Consider the following 20,020-nt stretch of genomic DNA (forward strand, 5'->3'; position numbering starts at 1 on the left):
CGGTCCTTTTGTTTCCGGTAAGGTAGGGGTCCGTCTATGGCACATTCAAGGCGGATGCGGGCTCGGCGGCGTCCAAGCTTGCGGCGGGCTGGGGGGACGGCGCGGCGATTGGCGCCTGGAGCGCCGCGGAAAGCCCGTCCACGACCCGCGTCAGCGTGTCCAACTCCTCCAGGAAACGGGCGAACAGGGCGGGGGTCATCCGCTCGTCGAGGGCCGCGATCCCTTCGAACAGGTCGCGCCCGGTGTCGATCGCCAGGATGAAGCGCAGCCCGTCGGTGGTCAGCCGGACCTCGCGGGCGCCCGCCAGGGCGGCCAGCCGGGCGGCCAGGGCCCGCACCTCCGGAGGGAACCGCTGCTCGGCCTCCGCCACCGCGCCGTTCAGCGGGGTCAGCACCGGCTCGGCGCCCCGGACGCCGAGGGTGAGCGTGCAGGACAGCGGCGACCCGCCCGGTTGCGGCAGATCGATGCAGAGAAGCCAGCCGCGGAAAATCCGCTCGGGTCCCTTCAGAAGCCCGGCCGATTTGTGAAGCTCGACCTCGTTGAACCAGAAGGTCAGGCCCCGGCGCACGCCGGTGATGCCATCCTCGGCCTGGGCGCCGCTCGGCTTCAGGTCGCTGAACAACTGGCGCAGTCGGCGCCGTCCGAGGCAGCCGCCGGGCGCGTAGGTAAGGTCGGCGTGGCGGCAGGCGGCCAGCACGAGCGCGACGAAGAAGCGCTTGCGGCGGCGGCGGAAGAGAACGAACGGGACGGTGAAGACGGCGAAGGTGAGGGCGCCGTAGAGCTTTCCGCCGTGCTTTAAGGTCTTCAGGAGGAAGGGCAGCTTCACCAGGGCAAGCACCGTCCCGCCGATCACGGCGAAGACCAGCAGCACGATGGCGGCGCGGGTTCCGGTCCGCTGGCGCTCCAGCCGGTCCAGCAGCGGCCGGATCTCCCGGTCGAAGAGGTCCTGGGGATCGGGCGCCGGTAAAGGGGTGGGTGTCTCCGGGGGCATGGGACGGCGGCCTCAGCCTTCCTTGCCCGGCTTCACCCACCACGCCTCGGGGAAGCCGCTGTTGCGGAAGCCCAGATCGTATTTCGGGGTCTTCTCCGGGAAGCCGAGAGTCGTCCGGTGGGCGATCCAGTTGTCCGGGTTGTACCAGTGCGGCACCATGTAGAAGCCCCACAGCAGCACGCGGTCGAGCGCGCGGGTCGCCGCCTGGACCGACGCGAGATCCTTCGCCGCCAGCGCCTTTTCGATCATCGCGTCGGCCGCCGGTTCCTTGATGCCGGCGTAGTTGGCCGATCCCCGGACGTCCGCGGCGGCGGAGCCGAAGTAGCTGCGCAGCTCCGTTCCCGGCGGGGTGAAGAAGTTGAAGTTCGCCACCACCACGTCGAAGTCGAACTCGTCGGTGCGGGCCTGGAATTGAGCGGTGTCGACCACCCGCAGCACCGCGTCGATGCCCGCCTTGCGCAGCGCCTCCACATAGGGCTGGATGACGCGGGTCAGCGCGCCGGTGCCGTCAAGGAACTCGATGCTCAGCACCTCGCCAGTCTTGGCGCTGGTCATGCGACCGTTCTTCAGCTCCCACCCGGCCTCGCGGAACAGGCGCATGGCCTCGCGCAGGTTGTTGCGGTTGTTGCCGCTGCCGTCGGTCCTCGGCGGCTCGAAGGGGGTGGTGAAGACGCGCTCCGGCAGCTGGGCGCGGAAGGGCTCCAGCAGAGCCAATTCCTCCGGCGTCGGCGGCCCCTTGGCGCCGAAGTCGGAGTTGGGGAAGTTGGAGGTCGTGCGGAGATATTGGCCGTACAGAATGTTCTTCTGAATCCATTCGAAGTCGAACAGATAGCCCAGCGCCTCGCGCACCCGCGGGTCGGCGAACTTGGCGCGGCGGGTGTTCAGGCGGAAGCCCTGGGCGCCCAGCGGCAGGTCGCTCTTCACCTCCACGCGGTTCACCCGGCCGTCCTTGGCGGCGGGAAAGTCGTAGCCGGTGGTCCAGCGCTGCGCCCGGTGCTCGGTGCGGAAGTCGTAGGCGCCGGCCTTGAAGGCCTCGAACATCACGTCGTCGTCGCGGTAGTAATCGACCTTCACACTGTCGAAGTTGTAGAAGCCCCGCGCCGTGGGCAGGTCGCGGCCCCACCAGTCGGCCACCCGCTCGTAGGTGATGGAGCGGCCCGGATCGACGGCCTTGATGCGGTAGGGGCCGCTGCCCAGCACCGGCTCCAGCGTCGTCTTGGAGATGTCGCGCCCATTGGCGGTCCACCAATGCTCGGGCTGGGGGGCTATGCTGGTGGCGAAGTCGATGATCGGCTTCATCTCCCCGGTGGTCTTCAGGGTGATCTTCAGCCGGTGCTCGTCCAGCGCCTCCACCGCGGCGACGCGGTCGAGGAAGGATTTCAGGAAGGGGTTGCCGTGCGCCTGGATGGAGTCCCAGGCGAAGACCACGTCGCCGGCGGTGACCGGCACGCCGTCGTGCCAGCGCGCCTCCCGGCGCAGGTGGAAGACGGCCCAGCTCCTGTCGTCGGGCAGTTCCACCGACTCCGCCAGCGACCCGTAGGCGGCGTCCATCTCCCAGCCGGAGCCGACCATCAGCGAATCGGCGATCAGCCCCAGCGTGCGCGGGGTGACGCCGCGCAGGATGATCGGGTTCAGGCTGTCGAAGCTGCCCTGTGCGGCCAGGGTGATCTGTCCGCCTTTCGGTGCGTCGGGGTTGGCGTGCGGGAAATGGGTGAAGCCCGGCTTGAACTCCGGCTCGCCGAACTGCTTCAGGGCGGGAACGGTGACCGTCTGCGCCTGGACCCCTTTCGCCTCGATTGGCGCCGACAGCGCGAGTAGGGCCAAAACGGCCGTCGTCCGGGCGGCAGCGAGAATTCGGCGCATCGTCGGTCCTGACATGGTTGGCCTGAAGTGGTTTGGCGGATCAGCCTTAGCATGTACGCGCCTTGCGGCGCGTCAAGTCCGCGTACGCAACGGTATCTTACGCCCGTTCGCTGGCGCCGGCCCGTCCGGGGGCGCAAAAAAGGCGGAAATGCGGCAAGCCCGACGAGGTGGTGACATGTCGATGTTCCGGCGTACGAGCGCGGAGTTTCTCGGCACCTTCTGGCTGGTCTTCGGCGGCTGCGGCAGCGCTGTCCTGTCCGCCGCCTTCCCGGAGGTCGGGATCGGGCTGACCGGCGTGTCCCTGGCCTTCGGTCTGACCGTGCTGACCATGGCCTACTCGGTCGGCCACATCTCCGGCTGTCACCTGAATCCGGCGGTCACGGTGGGGCTGTGGGCCGGCGGGCGCTTCCCGGCCAAGGACATCCTGCCCTACGTCATCGCCCAGGTGGTCGGCGCCTTCCTGGCGGCGGTGGTGCTGTACGTCATCGCCACCGGCAAGGCCGACTGGTCGCTGGCCGCCAAGGGGCTGGCCGCCAACGGGTACGGGGAGCATTCGCCGGGCGCGTACAACCTCACCTCCGGCCTGCTGGCCGAGGTGGTCCTGACCTTCATGTTCCTGATCGTCATCCTGGGCTCCACCGACCGGCGGGCGCCCGCGGGCTTCGCGCCGCTGGCCATCGGTCTGGCGCTGACGCTGATCCACCTCATCAGCATCCCGGTCACCAACACGTCGGTGAACCCGGCGCGCAGCACGGGTCCGGCGCTGGTCGTCGGCGGTTGGGCGCTGCAGCAGCTCTGGGCCTTCTGGGTGGCGCCGCTGGTGGGCGGGCTGCTCGGCGGGCTGGCCTACCGCGCGCTGGCCGAGGAGATGCCGCCGAAGCCCGCCATCACCGGCGAGGCCCGGCCGTCGGCCTGAGTCCTTCCTGACCGTTTCCCTTCGGGTCCCTCCCGACTCAGCGGACCGTGCCCCTCCGGCGCGGTCCGTTTTTTATGGGGATGTTCACCCTCCACCCGGCCCCACCCGACGGAAGTCACGGGCTTGTCGCGGGAACTTCGCGGTCGTCAACGGTTATTCTGAGCATCCGTTGACGCACCGGGAGTATATCATGCGGCAGTTCGACCCCGATTCCAACCCGATGACCGACGAGGATTACGGGATTGTCCTCGGCCTGTTCATCGGCATCTACCTGGGGCTGCTGGCCGTCTCGCTGCTGCCCTGACCGGCTCGGGTCTTCCGCCAATGGTCGGCCATGCGCTCCATGAGCTGACGGTAGCGGCGGTCGGACCGCATCATCCGGCGCACCGCCTTGCCGTTGCGCGGATCGGCGAGCATCCATTCCTCCGCGGCCATCTGGTGCTCCGGATGGATGGACAGCATGTAGATCGCCGCCTGCTCCGGCCCCGTCACGGCCTCTTCCTTCAGCCCCTCCAGGATCGCCCCGACATAGAGCGGCAGGACGTTGCGGAAGTCCTCCGGCCCGGTGCCATCCTGGGCGGGGGCACCGTCCTCGGCGCCCATCAGGGCGCGGCGCTCCTCAGCCGGCAGGGCGAAGAAGGCGTCCAGCCCCAGCAGCAGGTCGCAGACCGTCTTCTTGCGGACCATCCAGTTGGCCCCGCCCGACACCCGGCCGGCCAGCGAGTGCAGGAAGGGGCGCAGCTTCTCCGGCGAGGTCTCGAAGACGGAGCGGGCGGGCGTGGCGATGGTTGCCATGGGCATGCTCCTCGGTCTCAGCCGGCCAGGGCGGCCAGCGTCTCACGGTGGGTGCGGGCGTCGCCCGCGGCGACCACGCGCCCGCTGGAGTTGGCGTCGAGCGGCCGGCCGTCCCAATCGGTCATCAGCCCGCCGGCCCCGGTCACCACCGGCACCAGCGCCGCGAAGTCGTAGAGCTTCAGCCCCGACTCGACGACGAGGTCGTAATAGCCCGCCGCCAGCAGGCCGTAGCTGTAGCAGTCGCCGCCATAGACAGACACCTTGGCCGCTCCCGCCACCCGGCGGAAGGCGTCCTGGTCCGCTCCGGGGAACAGGTCGGGCGAGGTGGTGCCCAGCGTCGCCGCGGCCAACCCCCCGGCGCAGGCGCGCACGTGGGCCGGCTGGCCGTTGAACAGGGTGGGGCGCCCCTCGACTCCCAGCCAGCGGTCCTGGACGATGGGCTGATCGATGATGCCGAGCACCGGGCGCCCGCGGTGAAGCAGGGCGATCAGCGTGCCGAAGATCGGGCGGCCGGTGATGAAGGACTTGGTGCCGTCGATGGGATCGATCACCCACACCCATTCGGCGTCCAGGTTCTTCGTCCCGAACTCCTCGCCAAAAATGCCGTCGTCGGGGCGCTCGGCCTCGATGATGGCGCGGATGGTCCGCTCCGCCTCGCGGTCGGCGATGGTGACGGGGGAGGCGTCGGCCTTGTCGTCCACCGCCACCGGCGTGCGGAAATACTGGCGGATGACCGGGCCGGAGGCGTCGGCCAGACGCTCCGCCAGGGTCACCAGGGGGGTGGGGCAGGGTTCGGTCATGGTCGCTCCGCCGGATCGCGCGTGGTTGGGAAGAGGGCGGCATCCTAATCGGGCGTTCCGTCGGCGCAAACCATCAATGAGGGAGCCATCATCAGGAGGGGAGGGTTGCGCGGGACGCCGCTTCCCCGTTCCGCGGGCTTGTGGCAGCCTCTTCGCCATGCACGACCGCTCCTCCCCACCCGACCGCCCGAACGCCGGCCCGAACGCCTATGCCGGCATTCCGCTCGACCGCGCCGCCGTGCGCCGCAAGGACAAGGACTGGCTGAAAGACGCCTGGGCCTCACCGAACGCGCGCCTGCTGCCTGTGGCGAAATCGCGCAACTTCGTGACCGGCGACGCCGACTCGGCCCACGCGGTCGCCATCGCCTGCGGCGGCGACTGGGGAGTGGAGCCGGTCTTCCTCGGCCTGCTCGACGGCGTTCCGCACTTCACCGTGGACCTGACCGGCCTGGAGGCTCCGGAGGAGCATCCTGCCCTGGCCGGGCTCGGCCGCTTCGAGGATCTGCGCGCCGTCGGCCCGGTGATGGAGGCGACGGAGGCCGGGCTGTGCGCCTACGCCCGCGGCATCACTTGGTGGAACGCCCGGCACCGCTTCTGCGGCGTCTGCGGCTCCGTCGCGGCGGGTGCGGAGGGCGGGCATGTGCGCGTCTGCACCAACCCGGACTGCGCCACCCACCATTTCCCGCGCACCGACCCGGCGGTCATCATGCTGGTCCATGACGGGGCCGGGCGGATGGTGCTGGGCCGCAACTCCCGCTTCCCGCCGGGCATGCATTCGGTGCTGGCCGGCTTCGTCGAGCCGGGCGAAAGCCTGGAGGACAGCGTGAGGCGCGAGGTGCTGGAGGAGGTGGGGCTGGAGGTCACCGACATCCGCTACCACTCGTCCCAGCCCTGGCCCTTCCCGTCCTCGCTGATGCTGGGCTTCAGCGCGCGGGCGGTCACGCTGGACATCCAGACCGACCTGGAGGAGCTGGAGACGGCCCACTGGTTCGACCGCGATTTCCTGCGCACGTTTACTCCCAGCGAGGAATTCCGCCTCGCCCGTCCCGACAGCATCGCCCGCCGGTTGATCGACGAGTGGATCGCCGAGGGGGAGTGAGGGAGATGGCGGATCGCTTGCCCCCTCCCTGACTCTCCCCCGCTATCGCAGTGGAGGGGATGGCTCCCTCCCTTGCGAAGCGGGGGAGGGAAGGGGCCCGCGGCGAAGCCGTGGGAAGGGTGGGGGCAAGGGCGTCCCTCAATCCTCGCCGATGCGCTGGCTTTCCTGATAGCGGAAGGGGTTGGCGGGGTAGACGCCCAGGATCTTCACCTCGCCCGCGCGGGCGAAGAAGGCCAGCTCCTCCAGCGCCAGACGCAGGGAGCGCTCCTCCGGATGGCCCTCCACGTCGGCGTAGAACTGGGTCTGGGTGAAGTGCCCGCCGACCATGTAGCTTTCCAGCTTCGTCATGTTGATGCCGTTGGTGGCGAAGCCGCCCAGCGCCTTGTAGAGGGCGGCCGGCACGCTGCGCACGCGGAAGACGAAGGTGGTGATGATCTTGGCCCCGGTCCCCTCGGTGGGCAGCGGCGGGGTCTTCGGTTCGCGGGACAGGATCAGGAAGCGGGTGGTGTTGTGCTCCGCGTCCTCGATGCCGCCCTTCAGGATGTCCAGCCCGTAGATGTCCGCGGCCAGCGAGGAGGCGATGGCGGCGTGCTGCGGGTCGCCCAGCTTGGCGATCTCCGCGGCGGCGCCCGCGGTGTCGGCGTGGGAGATCGCCGTCAGCCCCAGCTCCCGCGTCATGTTGCGGCACTGGGACAGCGCCTGGATGTGGCTGCGCACGGTCTTCAGCCCGGCCAGCGTCGCGCCCTTCGGGGCGAGGAGCTGGTGGTTCACCCGCTGGAAATGCTCGCCGATGATGTGCAGGCCGCCTTCGGGCAGCAGATGGTGGTTGTCGGCCACGCGCCCGGCGATGGAGTTCTCCACCGGGATCATGGCGAGCGCCGCGCGCCCCTCGCGCACGGCGGCGAAGGCGTCCTCGAACGTGGCGCAGGGCAGCGTCGTCATCTCCGGAAAGACCGTCCGGCAGGACAGGTCCGAATAGGCGCCGGGCAGGCCCTGGAAGGCGATCACGTTCGAGGTCGTCATCGGGAGGTCTTCTTTTAGAGGGAGGTGCGCTTGGCAAGGATCGCGCGGGCGCGCTCCAGGTCGGCCGGAGTATCGACGCCGAGCGGAACCGCGTCAACGACGGCGGCGTCGATGCGCATCCCGAAGGCCAGGGCGCGGAGCTGCTCCAGCCGCTCCCGCTGCTCCAGCGCCGAGGGCGGCAGCCGGACGTAGCGCTCCAGCGCGGCGCGGCGGTAGGCGTACAGCCCGATGTGGTGGAACAGCGGTCCGTCGCCCCAGGGGGCGGTGGCGCGGCTGAAATACAGGGCGCGGCCCCGCCGGGCGCCGGGCGGCAGCTCCAGGACGGCCTTCACCACGTTGGGGTCGGTGCGCTCCTCCTCCCGCGTGATCTCCACCACCAGCGTGGCGATGTCCACCTGCGGGTCGGACAGTGGCGCGAAGGCGGCGCGCACCACGGCGGGCTCGATGGTCGGCAGGTCGCCCTGCACGTTCACCACCGCGTCGTACTTCCCCTCCGGGTCGAGCAGGCTGACCGCCTCGAAGATGCGGTCGGAGCCCGAGGGATGGTCGGGCCGGGTCAGCACGGCGGTGCCGCCCGCCGCCTCCACCGCCGCGGCGATCTCCGGCTCGGCGCAGGCGACCACAACCGGGCCGATCTCCGCCTCCATGGCGCGGCGCCACACCTGCACGATCATCGGCGCGCCGCCGATGTCGGCCAGCGGCTTCCCCGGCAGGCGGGTGGAGGCCATGCGGGCGGGAATCACCACGATGGGATTGGACGGTGGCGGGTTCGGCGTCGTCTTGCTGTCTGCGTTCATGTCGGCGTTCATGATGGAACGGCCCCCTGTCGCGTCGGAAAGGTGGCGCGGGTGAACCATGGATCGCCCTTTGCGTCAAGCGGCGTCACTCCAATATTCAGGTGGCCAACAGTCGGAGTGCCGACATTCCTGTGGCAAGGGAGGGGGCCGAAGCGGTGACAAGCCGCCGCGGTCACGCTATCGTGCGGCGGAGAACCAGCCAGCTTGGCGACGGACCCGCGGCACGACAAAAAAGGGGAACAAGACGTTATGAGCATGGAGTGGAACAAGATTTTCGGCGCCGTGCTGCTGGCGGGTCTGATCGCCATGCTGGCCGGCTTCGCCGCGGAAGTTCTGGTGCACCCGAAGACGCCTGAGAAGCCCGGCTATGTCGTGGCCATGCCGGAGGGCGCTGCTCCGGCCCCCAGCGGTGGCGCCGCCCCGTCCGGCCCCGCCGAGATCGCCCCGCTGCTCGCCAAGGCGGACGCCGCCGCCGGCCAGTCCGCGGCCAAGGCCTGCGCCGCCTGCCACAGCTTCGACAAGGGCGGCCCGAACAAGGTCGGTCCGAACCTGTACGGCATCGTCGGCGCCGCGCACGGCCACATCGACGGCTTCGCCTATTCCGACGCCATCAAGGGCAAGGCCGGCCCCTGGAACTACGACGAGCTGAACCACTTCCTCTACGACCCGAAGGCCTACGCGCCGGGCACCAAGATGACCTTCGCTGGCGTCAAGAAGGACCAGGAACGGGCGAACATCATCGCCTATCTGCGCTCCCTGTCCGACAGCCCGGCGCCGCTGCCGCAGTAACGCGCACCGGTCTTATCTGAGAATGAGGCAAAAGCCCCGCGTTCCATCGGACGCGGGGCTTTTTCGTTCCGCGTCAAACGGAAAGCCGGCAGATTGGCCTTGCATATGACGGCCCTATCGCCGATATAAGGCGCGGGAGGCTGGCGGCGGACGAGTCCCTCGCCAACCCGGTCAGGTCCGGAAGGAAGCAGCCGTAACGAGTTTCGGCTCGGGTCGTTCGTCCAGTCTCCCACCCTTCCCCATAAATTCCTGCAGCGAATTGAAACGGCGACAGCCCCGTGCCGTGACGCTATTCTGCGCTCCGTCGTGAAGCCGATTACCGGGCCAGCCGCGTGACCGATACCACCGTTGCCGATATGTCCTCTTCCGTTTCCGGCATGTCCGGGGGCCTCGCCTACCGGGTGCTGGCGCGGAAATACCGTCCGAAGAGCTTCGCCGAGCTGATCGGGCAGGACGCGCTCGTCCGCACCCTGACCAACGCCATCAATTCGGGCCGCATCGCTCAGGCCTTCATGCTGACCGGCGTGCGCGGCGTGGGCAAGACGACCACCGCCCGCATCATCGCCCGCGCGCTGAATTGCACCGGGCCGGACGGCACCGGCGGGCCGACGGTCACGCCCTGCGGCGTCTGCGACAATTGCCGGGCCATCGCCGAGGACCGTCACGTTGACGTGATGGAGATGGACGCCGCCAGCCACACCGGCGTGGACGACATCCGCGAGATCATCGACGGCGTGCGCTACGCCCCCGTCTCGGCGCGCTACAAGCTCTACATCATCGACGAGGTCCACATGCTCTCCAAGAGCGCGTTCAACGCGCTTTTGAAGACGCTGGAGGAGCCGCCGGCCCATGTGAAGTTCGTCTTCGCCACCACCGAGATCCGCAAGGTGCCGGTGACGGTGCTCTCGCGCTGCCAGCGCTTCGACCTGCGGCGTGTCGACGCCCAGGTGCTGAAGGAGCATTTCACCCGCGTCACCGGCCTGGAGGGGGCGGGGATCGAGCCGGACGCCGCCGCGCTGATCGCGCGCGCGGCCGACGGCTCGGTGCGCGACGGATTGTCGCTGCTCGACCAGGCCATCGCGCTGGCCGCCGGCACCGTGACCGCGCAGCAGGTGCGCGACATGCTGGGTCTGGCCGACCGCAGCAAGGTAATCGACCTGTTCGAGGCCGCCGTCTCGGCCAAGCCGGCGGAGGCGATGGACCTGCTGTCCGACCTGCACCGCGTCGGCGCCGATCCGGTGGTGATCCTCCAGGACCTGCTCGACCTCGTGCACAACCTGACGCGGTTGAAGGTCGTGCCGGACAGCGCCAACGACCCCGGCCTGCCGGAGGCGGAGCGCACCCGCGGCGCCGCCCTGTCGGCGAAGCTCGGCATGCCGGCGCTGACCCGCGCGTGGCAGCTCCTGCTGAAGGGGCTGGGCGAGGTGCAGGCGGCCCCGGTGCCGCAGCAGGCGTTGGAGATGGTCATCGTGCGGCTGTCCTACGCCGCCGATCTGCCGACTCCCGGCGACCTGATCCGCCAGTTCCAGAATTTGCAGAACGGCGGCGGGCAAGGTGGCCAGGGTGGCGGTGGCGCCCCGCGCGGTCCCGGCGGCGGGCCGGTGGCGGTTGGCGGCTCCGCCGTGCGCGCCGTCGCCCAGGCGCAGCCGAGCCCGCAGTCGAACCCGCAGCCTGTGCAGACCGTTGCCGTCGCCGTGGCGGACGAGGAGCGCGTGGCGATGCCGCGCGACTTCCGCACGCTGGTCCAGGTCTTCGCGGAGAAGCGCGAGGGTGCGCTCTACGGCCATCTGACCGGCAGCGTCCATCTGGTGCGCATGGAGCCGGGGCGGCTGGAGCTGCGTCTGACGACCCTGGCCCCGGCGACCCTGCCGAATCGCGTCGGCCAGCTGTTGACGGAATGGACCGGCCAGCGCTGGGTCGTCATCGTGTCGGACGCGCCGGGCGAGCCGACGCTGATCCAGCAGGAGCAGGCCGCCCAGAGGCGCGCGCTGGAGGAGGCGGAGGCCCATCCGGTGGTGCGCGCCGTTCTGGACGCCTTTCCCGGCGCGAAGATCACCGATGTCCGCGACCTCAAGGCGGCGGTCGAGGCCGAGCCCCAGGTTGCGGATGACGGGGAGAATCCCGACCTTATGGTCATGCAGCAGGACGACGGGGTTTATTACCCGCTCGACGATGAAGGAGATTTCTGACCCATGAAGAACCTCGGCCAGATGATGAAGCAGGCCCAGCAGATGCAGGCCAAGATGCAGGAGATGCAGGCCCGCCTGGGCGAGGTCGAGATGACCGGCCAGTCGGGCGCCGGCATGGTCAACGTCACGGTCAACGGCAAGGGCGAGATGAAGAAGATCAAGCTCGACAAGTCGATCGTCGATCCGGAGGACATCGAGGTCCTGGAGGACCTGATCATCGCCGCCTTCAACGATGCCAAGGCCAAGGTGGAGCAGCACGTCGCCCAGGAGACCCAGAACCTGATGGGCGGGATGAAGCTGCCGCCGGGCATGAAGCTGCCGTTCTAAAGCGTTTGCGGCCGGGCCGAACCCACGGCCCGGCCACCCTTTGACACCAACGAAGTCGTGCCAGCGAAGCCGTGAATGATCGGACCTGAAATCGAGCGCCTGATCCAGCTCCTGTCCAAGCTGCCGGGGCTGGGGCCGCGGTCGGCGCGGCGGGCGGCGCTGCACCTGATGAAGCGCCGCGACAGCCTGCTGGTGCCACTGTCCGAATCCATGGCGCTCGCCGCGGAAGCCATCCGCAACTGCTCGGTCTGCGGCAACCTCGACAGCCGCGACCCCTGCTCCGTCTGTTCCGACCACAGCCGCGACCGCTCGACCATCTGTGTGGTGGAGGATGCCGGCGACCTCTGGGCGCTGGAGCGCACGCGCGCCTTCCGCGGCACCTACCATGTGCTGGGCGGCACGCTGTCGGCCTTGCAGGGGGTGGGGCCGGACGATCTGAACATCCCGTCCCTGGTGGAGCGCGCGAAGGACCCGGCGGTGACCGAGGTCATCCTGGCGCTGAACGCCACGGTGGACGGGCAGACCACCGCCCATGTGGTGACCGACCGCCTGTCGGGCAGCGGGGTCTCCGTGTCCCGTCTGGCCCATGGCGTGCCGGTGGGCGGGGAACTGGACTATCTGGACGACGGGACGCTGACCGCGGCGCTGAAGGCGCGGCGGCCTTTGTAGCTGTAGCAAGGTGTTTGTGAAGGGAGGTCTTGCCCCCTCCCTAACCCTCCCCCGCTGACGCAGGGGAGGGGATAAAGCTCCCTCTCCTGCGAAGCGGGGGAGGGAAGGGGCCCGCGGCGAAGCCGTGGGAAGGGTGGGGGCCGGCCTCGACCACCCACCCGACACATAAACTTTACTTCTTCTTCAGCGCGGCGACGCCCGGCAGGTCCTTGCCTTCCAGCCATTCCAGGAAGGCGCCACCGGCGGCGGAGATGTAGGTAAACTTCTCATCCACGCCTGCATGGGCCAGCGCCGCCACGGTGTCGCCGCCGCCGGCCACCGACAGAAGGCCGCCTTCCGACGTGCGCTCGGCGACGAGGCCGGCGACGGCGTTGGTGCCGCCGTCGAAGGGCTGGATCTCGAAGGCGCCCAGCGGACCGTTCCACACCACCGTCTTGGCACCCTGGAGCTTCAGGCCCAGGAACTCGACCGTCTTGGGGCCGACGTCCAGCGCCATCTCGTCGGCGCCGATGCCGTCCGCCGGGACGGCGCGGTTGGCCGCACCGGCCTTGAACTCCTTGGCGACGATGAAGTCCTTGGGCAGCAGCAGCTCGCAGTTGGCGGCCTTGGCGGTCTCCATGATGGCGCGGGCCTGATCGGCCATGTCCTTCTCGCAGAGCGAGGCGCCGACATCCACGCCCTGGGCGAAGAGGAAGGTGTTGGCCATGCCGCCGCCCAGCGCCAGCATGTCGACCTTCTTCACGAGGTTGCCGAGCAGGTCCAGCTTGGTGGAGATCTTGGCGCCGCCGACGACGGCGGCCACCGGACGCTCCGGCTTCTCCAGCGCCTTGGTCAGCGCCTCAAGCTCGGCCTGCATCAGGCGGCCGGCGGCGGCCGGCAGATGCTGGGCGACGCCCTCGGTCGAGGCGTGGGCGCGGTGCGCGGCGGAGAAGGCGTCGTTGACGTAGAGGTCGCCGAGTTCGGCGATCCGCTTGGCGAAGGCCGGATCGTTCTTTTCCTCTTCCGCGTGGAAGCGGGTGTTCTCCAGCAGCACGATGCCGCCCGGCTGGACGCCGTCGATGGCGGCCTTGGCCTTGTCGCCGACGCAATCCTCGCCGAAGGCGACGGTCTGGCCGACGGCGGCGCTCAGCGCATCCAGCACGTTGCGCAGCGAGTTCTTGGCGTCCGGACCGTTCTTCGGGCGGCCGAAGTGCGACAGAACCACGACCTTCGCACCCTTCTTCGCCAGCTCGGTCAGAGTCGGCGCCAGACGGTCGATGCGGGTCGTGTCGGAGACCTTGCCGTCCTGCATCGGGACGTTGAGGTCGGCACGCACCAGCACCGTCTTGCCGTTCACGTCGAGGTCGTCGATGGTGTTGAACTCGGTCATGGCTGCTGTCCCTACGGGTTGAACTTTTGCCGGGCAATCCAGCACAGGGACGCCCGCTTTGCAACGGCCCGCGTGGGCGACCGGTTGCCCCATGCGGCGAAAAGACGGGGCTCTGGGCGGGCGGGACCGCCGATCCCATCTCTATCCCCATGAACAGGATCACCCCGCAGTCCTCCGCCCAACTGGCTCCCCGGCTGGCCCCACGGCTGGTTTACGCGGCCAGCCAGTCCGCCCGCGTCGCCTGGTTCCTCGGCCAGTACATGATGGCCGCGCGGATCGGCCGGCGGATCACCGGACCGCCGCGGACACCCCCGCCCGGCGGGCGCCCGGTGCCCGGCACCCGCGCGATTCTGGAGGAGTTGCGCGCCCTGCTGGTCCGCGACCTCGCCAACATCGAGGCAGGCTACTACCGCCTGCCGCACGACCTGATGCCCGACCCGCGCCGGCTGTTGGCCGACGCCGCGGCCTTCTTCCGCGACGTGCCGGAGGTGTCGCGCCGCCGCCGCGACCATGCGGCGGTGGAGGTGCGCGCCAACCCGCCGCCCGGCAGCGGGGGGCTGCCCGCCTACTACCGCCAGAACTTCCATTACCAGACCGGCGGCTACCTGACGGAGGAGAGCGCCCGCCTCTACGACCATCAGGTGGAGGTGCTGTTCGGCGGCGGCGCCGACGCCATGCGCCGTCAAACCCTGGTGCCGATCTTCGAGCATCTGAAAACGCGCCGCAGCGCGGATTGCCGCCTGCTCGACGTGGCCGCCGGGACGGGGCGCTTCCTGACCTTCGTGAAGGACAACCACCCGCGCCTGCCGGTGACCGCGCTCGACCTCTCCCCGGCCTATCTGCGCGAGGCGCGGCGCAACCTCGCCCCCTGGGCGCGCAGCAGCGCGCTGGTCCAGGCGGCGGCCGAGGCGATCCCGCTGACCACCGGGTCGCAGGACATCGTGACCTGCATCTACCTGTTCCATGAGCTGCCACCGAAGGTCCGCGCCCAGGCCGCCGCCGAGATGGCCCGCGTGCTGAAGCCCGGCGGCATCCTGGTCTTCATGGACAGCGTGCAGTACGGCGACAACCCGATGATGGACGGGCTGATCGACCGCTTCCCGCAGTCCTTCCACGAACCCTTCTACGCCCATTACGCGCGCGACGACCTGCCCGCCCTGTTCGCCGCCGCCGGGTTGCGCCTGCGGGAGACGTCGCTGGCCTACATGTCCAAGCTCCTGGTGCTGGAAAAGGCGGACCCCTGATTGCGGGGGCCGCAACAAAAGCGTCATGGTTCTGTAACTTGACCGTGGCTGGGGCCTGTGCAACACGGGGACCCACCGGAAACGACGGGGCACGAATGGTGGTCGAAGCGGAGTCCAACCGGGAAACCGAGCTGAAGCTGGCCGTCAGGGCCGAAGACATGGCGAAGCTCCGGTCCTGCCCGGCGGTCGCATCCCGCGCCAAGGGAAAAGCCGGCACCAAGACCCTGGAAAGCACCTATTACGACACCGCCGACCGGCGTCTGGCCGGGCGGCTGGTGACGTTGCGCGTGCGCAAGGTCGGCAACCAGCATCTCCAGACGGTCAAGGGCGCGCCGGAGCGCGGCGAGCTTGGCCGGGCGGAGTGGGAGCACCCGGTCGCCGGCCCGGTCCCCGACCTGTCGGCCATCGAATCGCAGGAGGCGCTGGACCTGCTGGGCTCCGTCAGCGCGGCGGAGCTGCAGCCGCTCTTCACCACGCTCGTCCAGCGCACCGTGCGCGTGGTGACGATGGGCGAGGGAGAGACCGCCAGCCGCATCGAGGTCGCCTTCGACAGCGGCGAGATCCGCAGCCCCGACGGCGCCTCCATCCCCGTGTCGGAGGTGGAGCTGGAGCTTCTCGAAGGCTCCGCCGCCGCCCTCTACGATCTGGCGCTGGAGCTGGCCCAGGCCGCCCCGCTGCGGCTCGACCCGCGGACCAAGGCGGAGCGCGGCTACGCTCTGGCCGACGGGACGGTGGACAAGGTGGTCAAGGCGGGCAAGCTGGAGCTTGACGCCGACACCACGGTGGAAGGCGCGCTGGCCCGCATCCTGCGCTCCTGCATCGGCCACATGCTGGCGAACGAGGCGGTCACCCTGATCGGCGAAGACGCGGAGGGCGTCCATCAGATGCGCGTGGCGCTGCGCCGCCTGCGCTCGGCGCTCGCCCTGTTCAAGGATTTCATCCCCGCCGGGTCCTACGCCTGGCTGGTGGGCGAGGTGAAGTGGCTGGGCGGCAGCCTCGGCCCGGCGCGCGACTGGGACGTCTTCCTGGCCGAACTGCTGGAGCCGGTGAAGGACTCCTTCCACCGCGCCGACGGCCACGGCAAGCCGCTCCAGGAGGACATCGACGCGCTCGCCGCGGCGGCGCGCGCCCGCCGCGACCGCGCCTACGAAGGGGTGCGCGAGGCCATCCGGTCCGAGCGCTACACCACCTTCCTGCTGAAGTTCGGCGCCTGGGTCGAGGCGCGGGGCTGGCGCGACCAGCCGGTCAGCGAGCATTCCGCTCGCCTGTTCGACCCGGTGGTGGATCTGGCCGACCATCTGCTGTCGCGCCGCGCCAAGAAGGCCCGCCGCGCCGGCCACGGCTTCGCCGGGCTGTCGGTGACCGAACGGCACGAGCTGCGCATCGCCCTGAAGAAGCTGCGCTACGCGGCGGAGTTCTTCCGCAGCCTCTACGACGACAAGCCGGCCCGCCGCTACATCCAGGACCTGTCGGCCTTCCAGGATGCGTTGGGCCACCTGAACGATGTGGCGACGGCGACCCGCCTGCTGCACGAGCTGCACGACGACGGCAGCCGCCCCGAGCCGGGCGAGCCGCGCGCCGCCGGCATCGTCATCGGCTGGCACGCCCGCGGCGTGGCGGAGTCCGAGACGGCGCTCCGCGGCCTGTGGGAGGAGTTCGCCGACGCGAAAGCCTTCTGGTCAAAGCCCGACCGGGAGGGGTAATCTTCCCACCCATGCGGACCATCCTCGTCGCCAACATCAAGGGCGGTTGCGGCAAGACCACGATCGCCACCCACCTCGCCGCTGCCTGCGCCGCCGCGGGTCACAGCACCGCGTTGGCCGACGTGGACCGCCAGCGCTCCTCGCTCGGCTGGCTGGCCCGCCGCCCGGCCACGGCCTCTACTCTGGTGGGGCTGGACTGGGCGAAGGACCTGTCCGACGCGCCGAAGGGCATCCAGCGCCTCGTCATCGACGCGCCGGCCGCGCTGAAGACCAAGCAGATCGAGGATCTGGTGCGGATGGCCGACGTCGTCGTGCTGCCGGTGCTGCCCAGCGCCTTCGACGAGCAGGCGACTCAGCGCTTCCTCGGCAAGCTGGAGGAGCTGAAGTCGATCGCCAAGAACCGCAAGTCGGTGGCGGTGGTCGGCAACCGCCTGCGCGCCCGCACCAAGGCGGCCGACCGGCTGGACCAGTTCCTCGGCGGGGTCGGGCACAGCGTGGTGACCCGCCTGCGCGACAGCCAGATCTACGCCGACGCCGCGGCCTCCGGCCTCAGCCTGTTCGACCTGACCGGCAAGCGCGCCGCCGAGCACCGCGCCGACTGGGAACCGCTGCTGGCCTACATCGAGAAGGCGTGATCCAGCTCCCTCTCCCGCCCCGGGAGAGGGTGCCCGCGGAGCGGGCGGGTGAGGGTCGCACGAGGATCAAGGCGCTGCTTCTTGGCGGTACCCTCACCCTTCCCGCGCTCCGCGCGGGCCCCTTCCCTCTCCCGAGGCGGGAGAGGGACTTTTCCATGATCACCGTCCGACCGGAATGGCGACGGCGAAGCGGGTTCCCGGGTCGAGGCGTTCGGCGTCCACCGTGGCGTTGATCTGCCGGACGGTGTTGACCAGCAACCGCATGCCGAGGCTCTTCGTCGGCGCGGACAGGTCGAAGCCGGCGGGAAGCCCGACGCCCTGGTCCATCACCTCCAGGATCATCGCGTCCTCGCCGTTCCGGCGCAGGGTCACGCGGATCGGCCCTCCGCGGTCGTCGGGATAGGCGTATTTCAGGGCGTTGGTGACCAGTTCGTTGACCACCAGCCCGATGGGGACGGCCTGATCGGTGGGCACCATCACCCGGTCGCCGGTGAAGCTCAGGTCATGGCCCGGCGCGGTTTCCTGGAGCTTCAGGCAGAGGCCGTGCAGGAAGCCGGACATGTCGATGAAGCTCGCGTCGTACTGCCGCCACAGATGGTCGTGCACCCCGGCGATGGTCAGGACACGGCTTAGGCGTCCATCAGGACGGTGCGGGCGTCGTCGTTGTCCGACGCGCGGGCCTGGAGCGAGAGCTGCGCCGCCACCAGCGCCAGACTGTTCTTCACCCGGTGGCTGACCTCCTGGGTCAGCAGCCGCTGGCGCTCCTGCGCCTCGCGCTGCTCGTTGATGTCGGTGCTGGTGCCGAACCAGCGGGTGATGGTGCCGGCGGCCTCGTCGCGGATGGGCACGGCGCGGAACAGGTGCCAACGGTACACGCCGTCGCGGCGGCGCGGTGTACTCCCAGGACCGGCCCTCCGCCCGCGCGGCGGTGACGGCATCCAGCATCAGGTCGGCGTGGTCGGGATGGATGACCGTCCACCAGCCGTCGTTCTGCATCTGCTCCATCGAGGTGCCGGTGACGTCGAACCAGCGTTGGTTGTACCAGATGCTGTAGTCGGCGGGGTCGCGCATCCAGGCGATCTGCGGGATGGCGTTGGCCATGGTGCGGAAGTTGGCCTCGCTCTCGCGCAGGGCGGCCTCGGCGCCGCCCTGTCCGGTGTAGTCGCGCCATTCGCGGTTGAAGAACTCGACCGTCCCGTCGGTGCGGGCGATCCACATCTTGCGCAGCGCGTTTTCGATGAAGGCGCGCAGGTGCTCCTCGCTCTCGTCGCGCCACCCTTCCGGCTGTTCCTGCGTGCCCATGAACCGGAAGCCCCGACGGTTGCACCACGATCATGCACTGGGATCACGCAGTCATCTGGACCGTGGGGCGGTCAAGCGCGCGGGCGGCGATGGGCGCCGTTACACTCTGTAACGTTCGGCGTCGGCGCGGGACATCAAGCGGTTACAATCCGGCCTCACTTTGGCCGCATTCCGTTCAACCCGCGAGCCGTCTCCCAATGCCTTCCATTTCCTCCACCATCACCCGCCAGATCGTCACGCCGGTGACCATCGTCCTGTTCGTCGTCTCGACGGTGACGGGAATCATGCTTCTGCTGCACTGGAACGGCAATCTGGTGCGCTTCTCTCACGAATGGCTGAGCGTCGGCTTCTCGGCCATCGGTGTGTGGCATCTGGCGCGCAACTGGACCGCCTTCCTCCAGTACTTCAAACGCAACGTGGCCCTGTCGGCCTTCGTGGTCAGCGTTGCCGGATCACTGGTCTTCACGGCGATGACCGGAACCCCGGCCTCCACCGGCGGGCCCGGCGCGATGATGCGGGCGGTGGCGAACGCCCCGCTGGCGACGGTGGCGCCGGTCTTCGGGCTGGACGCCGACAAGGCGGTCCAGGCGCTCAAGGCCGCCAACATCGAGGCGCAGCCGGGCGAGTCGCTGTCGGCCATCGGCACCCGCGCCGGTATGAACGCGGTGGGCGTGGCGAACATTCTCACCGCCGCGAAGCAGCCCAGGCCGGCGTCGTAACGTCCGGAAGCCGTCCGTCTACACCCGCGCTACGAGGAACAGCCGCTTGAAGGGAAACAGCGTGCGGCCGTCCGGGCGCCGGGGGTAGGCGGCGTCCAGCCGGGCGCGGTAGGCCGCCAGGAAGGCGTCCAGCTCCGCGCCCGTCAGCGTGTCGAGGACCGGCAGCAGCGTCGTGCCGCGCGTCCAGTGCAACACCGGATCGTCGCCCTCCAGGACCTGGAGATACTCCGTCTCCCAGAGATCCAGGCGGCGGGTGAGCGGGGCGAGCCAGCCGTAATAGACGTCGGGCGCGTGCACCGGTGCGGTGCGCAGGACCGGCGCCAGCCGCTCGGCCCACGGGCCGTCCGCCGCCGTCTCGTACAACAGGCGGTGCGAGGGCGCGTCGAAGTTGCGGGGCATCTGCACGGCCAGCACCCCGTCCGGCGCCAACGCCCGCAGGAGGTCCGGGAACAGCCGCTCGTGCCCGTCCAGCCAGTGCAGGGCGGCGTTGGAGATCAGCAGATCGACCGGCTGATCGGGGCGCCAGACGCGCAGGTCGGCCTGGAGCCAGCGCACGCGGGACGGCGTGCCCTGCGCGCGCTCCAGCATGGCCGGGGCGTTGTCCACCCCCAGCACTTCGGCCTCCGGCCAGCGCTCGGCCAGCCGGCGGGCGAGTTGCCCGGCCCCGCAGCCAAGGTCCACCACCCTTCGCGGGGTCAGGGAGGGCAGGGCCGCCACGAGGTCGTGGGCCGGGCGGCGGCGCCAGGACTCGAACCGTGCGTATTGCTCGGGGTCCCACGGCATGCCCGGC

20 protein-coding genes and 1 other RNA gene are annotated in these 20,020 nt (G+C 69.8%); 11 read left to right on the plus strand and 10 right to left on the minus strand.

Annotated features, from left to right (window positions below):
- Positions 1 to 34: 34 nt before the first annotated feature.
- Together H0B54_RS01960 and H0B54_RS01965 are read right to left on the minus strand one after the other, a co-directional pair.
- Positions 35 to 991, minus strand: coding sequence for a hypothetical protein (locus H0B54_RS01960; RefSeq protein ID WP_188259020.1), 957 nt, complete (start codon positions 989 to 991; stop codon positions 35 to 37).
- A gap of 12 nt (positions 992 to 1,003) precedes the next feature.
- Positions 1,004 to 2,854 (minus strand): extracellular solute-binding protein, encoded by a 1,851-nt coding sequence (locus H0B54_RS01965; RefSeq protein ID WP_188259021.1) that lies wholly within the window; start codon positions 2,852 to 2,854, stop codon positions 1,004 to 1,006.
- A gap of 175 nt (positions 2,855 to 3,029) precedes the next feature.
- On the opposite strand from H0B54_RS01965, the gene aqpZ reads away from it, so the two are divergent.
- Positions 3,030 to 3,770 (plus strand): aquaporin Z, encoded by a 741-nt coding sequence (gene aqpZ / locus H0B54_RS01970; RefSeq protein ID WP_094301826.1) that lies wholly within the window; start codon positions 3,030 to 3,032, stop codon positions 3,768 to 3,770.
- A 267-nt stretch (positions 3,771 to 4,037) separates the two neighbouring features.
- On the opposite strand, the gene H0B54_RS01975 is transcribed toward aqpZ, so the two are convergent.
- Positions 4,038 to 4,565: a hypothetical protein gene (locus H0B54_RS01975; protein ID WP_094301827.1), complete on the minus strand. Its 528-nt coding sequence runs from the start codon at positions 4,563 to 4,565 to the stop codon at positions 4,038 to 4,040.
- 17 nt (positions 4,566 to 4,582) lie between these two features.
- The gene (gene hisN / locus H0B54_RS01980) at positions 4,583 to 5,365 is read right to left on the minus strand and encodes a histidinol-phosphatase (protein ID WP_188259022.1); all 783 of its coding nucleotides are present in this window, start codon (positions 5,363 to 5,365) and stop codon (positions 4,583 to 4,585) included.
- Positions 5,366 to 5,522: 157 nt separating this feature from the next.
- On the opposite strand from hisN, the gene nudC reads away from it, so the two are divergent.
- Positions 5,523 to 6,464: an NAD(+) diphosphatase gene (nudC, locus tag H0B54_RS01985; RefSeq protein WP_188259023.1), complete on the plus strand. Its 942-nt coding sequence runs from the start codon at positions 5,523 to 5,525 to the stop codon at positions 6,462 to 6,464.
- A 138-nt stretch (positions 6,465 to 6,602) separates the two neighbouring features.
- Here nudC and H0B54_RS01990 read toward each other — a convergent pair whose 3' ends face one another.
- Complete coding sequence (locus H0B54_RS01990) at positions 6,603 to 7,487, minus strand: prephenate dehydratase (RefSeq protein ID WP_137115037.1); 885 nt, start codon at positions 7,485 to 7,487, stop codon at positions 6,603 to 6,605.
- Between the two features lie 14 nt (positions 7,488 to 7,501).
- Complete coding sequence (locus tag H0B54_RS01995) at positions 7,502 to 8,284, minus strand: 3-deoxy-manno-octulosonate cytidylyltransferase (RefSeq protein ID WP_094302024.1); 783 nt, start codon at positions 8,282 to 8,284, stop codon at positions 7,502 to 7,504.
- Positions 8,285 to 8,533: 249 nt separating this feature from the next.
- Here H0B54_RS01995 and H0B54_RS02000 point away from each other — a divergent pair, with 249 nt between their 5' ends.
- The 5 genes from H0B54_RS02000 (at position 8,534) to recR (ending at position 12,258) form a co-directional block, all read left to right on the plus strand.
- A complete protein-coding gene (locus H0B54_RS02000) occupies positions 8,534 to 9,073 on the plus strand; it encodes a c-type cytochrome (protein WP_094301831.1) in 540 nt (179 codons plus the stop codon).
- 135 nt (positions 9,074 to 9,208) lie between these two features.
- Positions 9,209 to 9,306, plus strand: an RNA gene (gene ffs / locus H0B54_RS02005) — signal recognition particle sRNA small type.
- 99 nt (positions 9,307 to 9,405) lie between these two features.
- Complete coding sequence (locus H0B54_RS02010) at positions 9,406 to 11,262, plus strand: DNA polymerase III subunit gamma/tau (RefSeq protein ID WP_188259024.1); 1,857 nt, start codon at positions 9,406 to 9,408, stop codon at positions 11,260 to 11,262.
- A gap of 3 nt (positions 11,263 to 11,265) precedes the next feature.
- A complete protein-coding gene (locus H0B54_RS02015; RefSeq protein WP_149468575.1) occupies positions 11,266 to 11,589 on the plus strand; it encodes a YbaB/EbfC family nucleoid-associated protein in 324 nt (107 codons plus the stop codon).
- 75 nt (positions 11,590 to 11,664) lie between these two features.
- On the plus strand, positions 11,665 to 12,258 hold the full coding sequence (recR, locus tag H0B54_RS02020) for a recombination mediator RecR (protein WP_094301833.1): 594 nt from the start codon (positions 11,665 to 11,667) through the stop codon (positions 12,256 to 12,258).
- Positions 12,259 to 12,430: 172 nt separating this feature from the next.
- Here recR and H0B54_RS02025 read toward each other — a convergent pair whose 3' ends face one another.
- Positions 12,431 to 13,627 (minus strand): phosphoglycerate kinase, encoded by a 1,197-nt coding sequence (locus tag H0B54_RS02025; RefSeq protein WP_188259025.1) that lies wholly within the window; start codon positions 13,625 to 13,627, stop codon positions 12,431 to 12,433.
- Positions 13,628 to 13,776: 149 nt separating this feature from the next.
- Between H0B54_RS02025 and H0B54_RS02030 the strand changes: the two genes are divergently transcribed.
- The 3 genes from H0B54_RS02030 (at position 13,777) to H0B54_RS02040 (ending at position 17,209) form a co-directional block, all read left to right on the plus strand.
- Positions 13,777 to 14,871 carry a class I SAM-dependent methyltransferase gene (locus tag H0B54_RS02030; RefSeq protein ID WP_188259026.1) on the plus strand — a complete coding sequence of 365 codons (1,095 nt, stop codon included), beginning with the start codon at positions 13,777 to 13,779 and terminating at the stop codon, positions 14,869 to 14,871.
- Positions 14,872 to 14,966: 95 nt separating this feature from the next.
- A complete protein-coding gene (locus H0B54_RS02035) occupies positions 14,967 to 16,574 on the plus strand; it encodes a CYTH and CHAD domain-containing protein (protein WP_188259027.1) in 1,608 nt (535 codons plus the stop codon).
- Between the two features lie 11 nt (positions 16,575 to 16,585).
- The gene (locus H0B54_RS02040; protein ID WP_188259028.1) at positions 16,586 to 17,209 is read left to right on the plus strand and encodes a ParA family protein; all 624 of its coding nucleotides are present in this window, start codon (positions 16,586 to 16,588) and stop codon (positions 17,207 to 17,209) included.
- Between the two features lie 159 nt (positions 17,210 to 17,368).
- Here H0B54_RS02040 and H0B54_RS29425 read toward each other — a convergent pair whose 3' ends face one another.
- On the minus strand, positions 17,369 to 17,815 hold the full coding sequence (locus tag H0B54_RS29425; protein WP_211109113.1) for a sensor histidine kinase: 447 nt from the start codon (positions 17,813 to 17,815) through the stop codon (positions 17,369 to 17,371).
- 23 nt (positions 17,816 to 17,838) lie between these two features.
- Positions 17,839 to 18,084, minus strand: coding sequence for a histidine kinase dimerization/phosphoacceptor domain -containing protein (locus H0B54_RS29430; RefSeq protein WP_211109114.1), 246 nt, complete (start codon positions 18,082 to 18,084; stop codon positions 17,839 to 17,841).
- A 624-nt stretch (positions 18,085 to 18,708) separates the two neighbouring features.
- Here H0B54_RS29430 and H0B54_RS02050 point away from each other — a divergent pair.
- Entirely contained in the window at positions 18,709 to 19,230 is a 522-nt protein-coding gene (locus tag H0B54_RS02050) for a DUF4405 domain-containing protein (RefSeq protein WP_188259029.1), read from the plus strand.
- Positions 19,231 to 19,248: 18 nt separating this feature from the next.
- On the opposite strand, the gene H0B54_RS02055 is transcribed toward H0B54_RS02050, so the two are convergent.
- Positions 19,249 to 20,013, minus strand: a complete 765-nt coding sequence (locus tag H0B54_RS02055; protein ID WP_188259030.1) for a methyltransferase domain-containing protein — start codon at positions 20,011 to 20,013, stop codon at positions 19,249 to 19,251.
- Between the last annotated feature and the right edge of the window lie 7 nt (positions 20,014 to 20,020).

The organism is Azospirillum tabaci, assembly GCF_014596085.1.
Lineage (GTDB): Bacteria > Pseudomonadota > Alphaproteobacteria > Azospirillales > Azospirillaceae > Azospirillum > Azospirillum tabaci.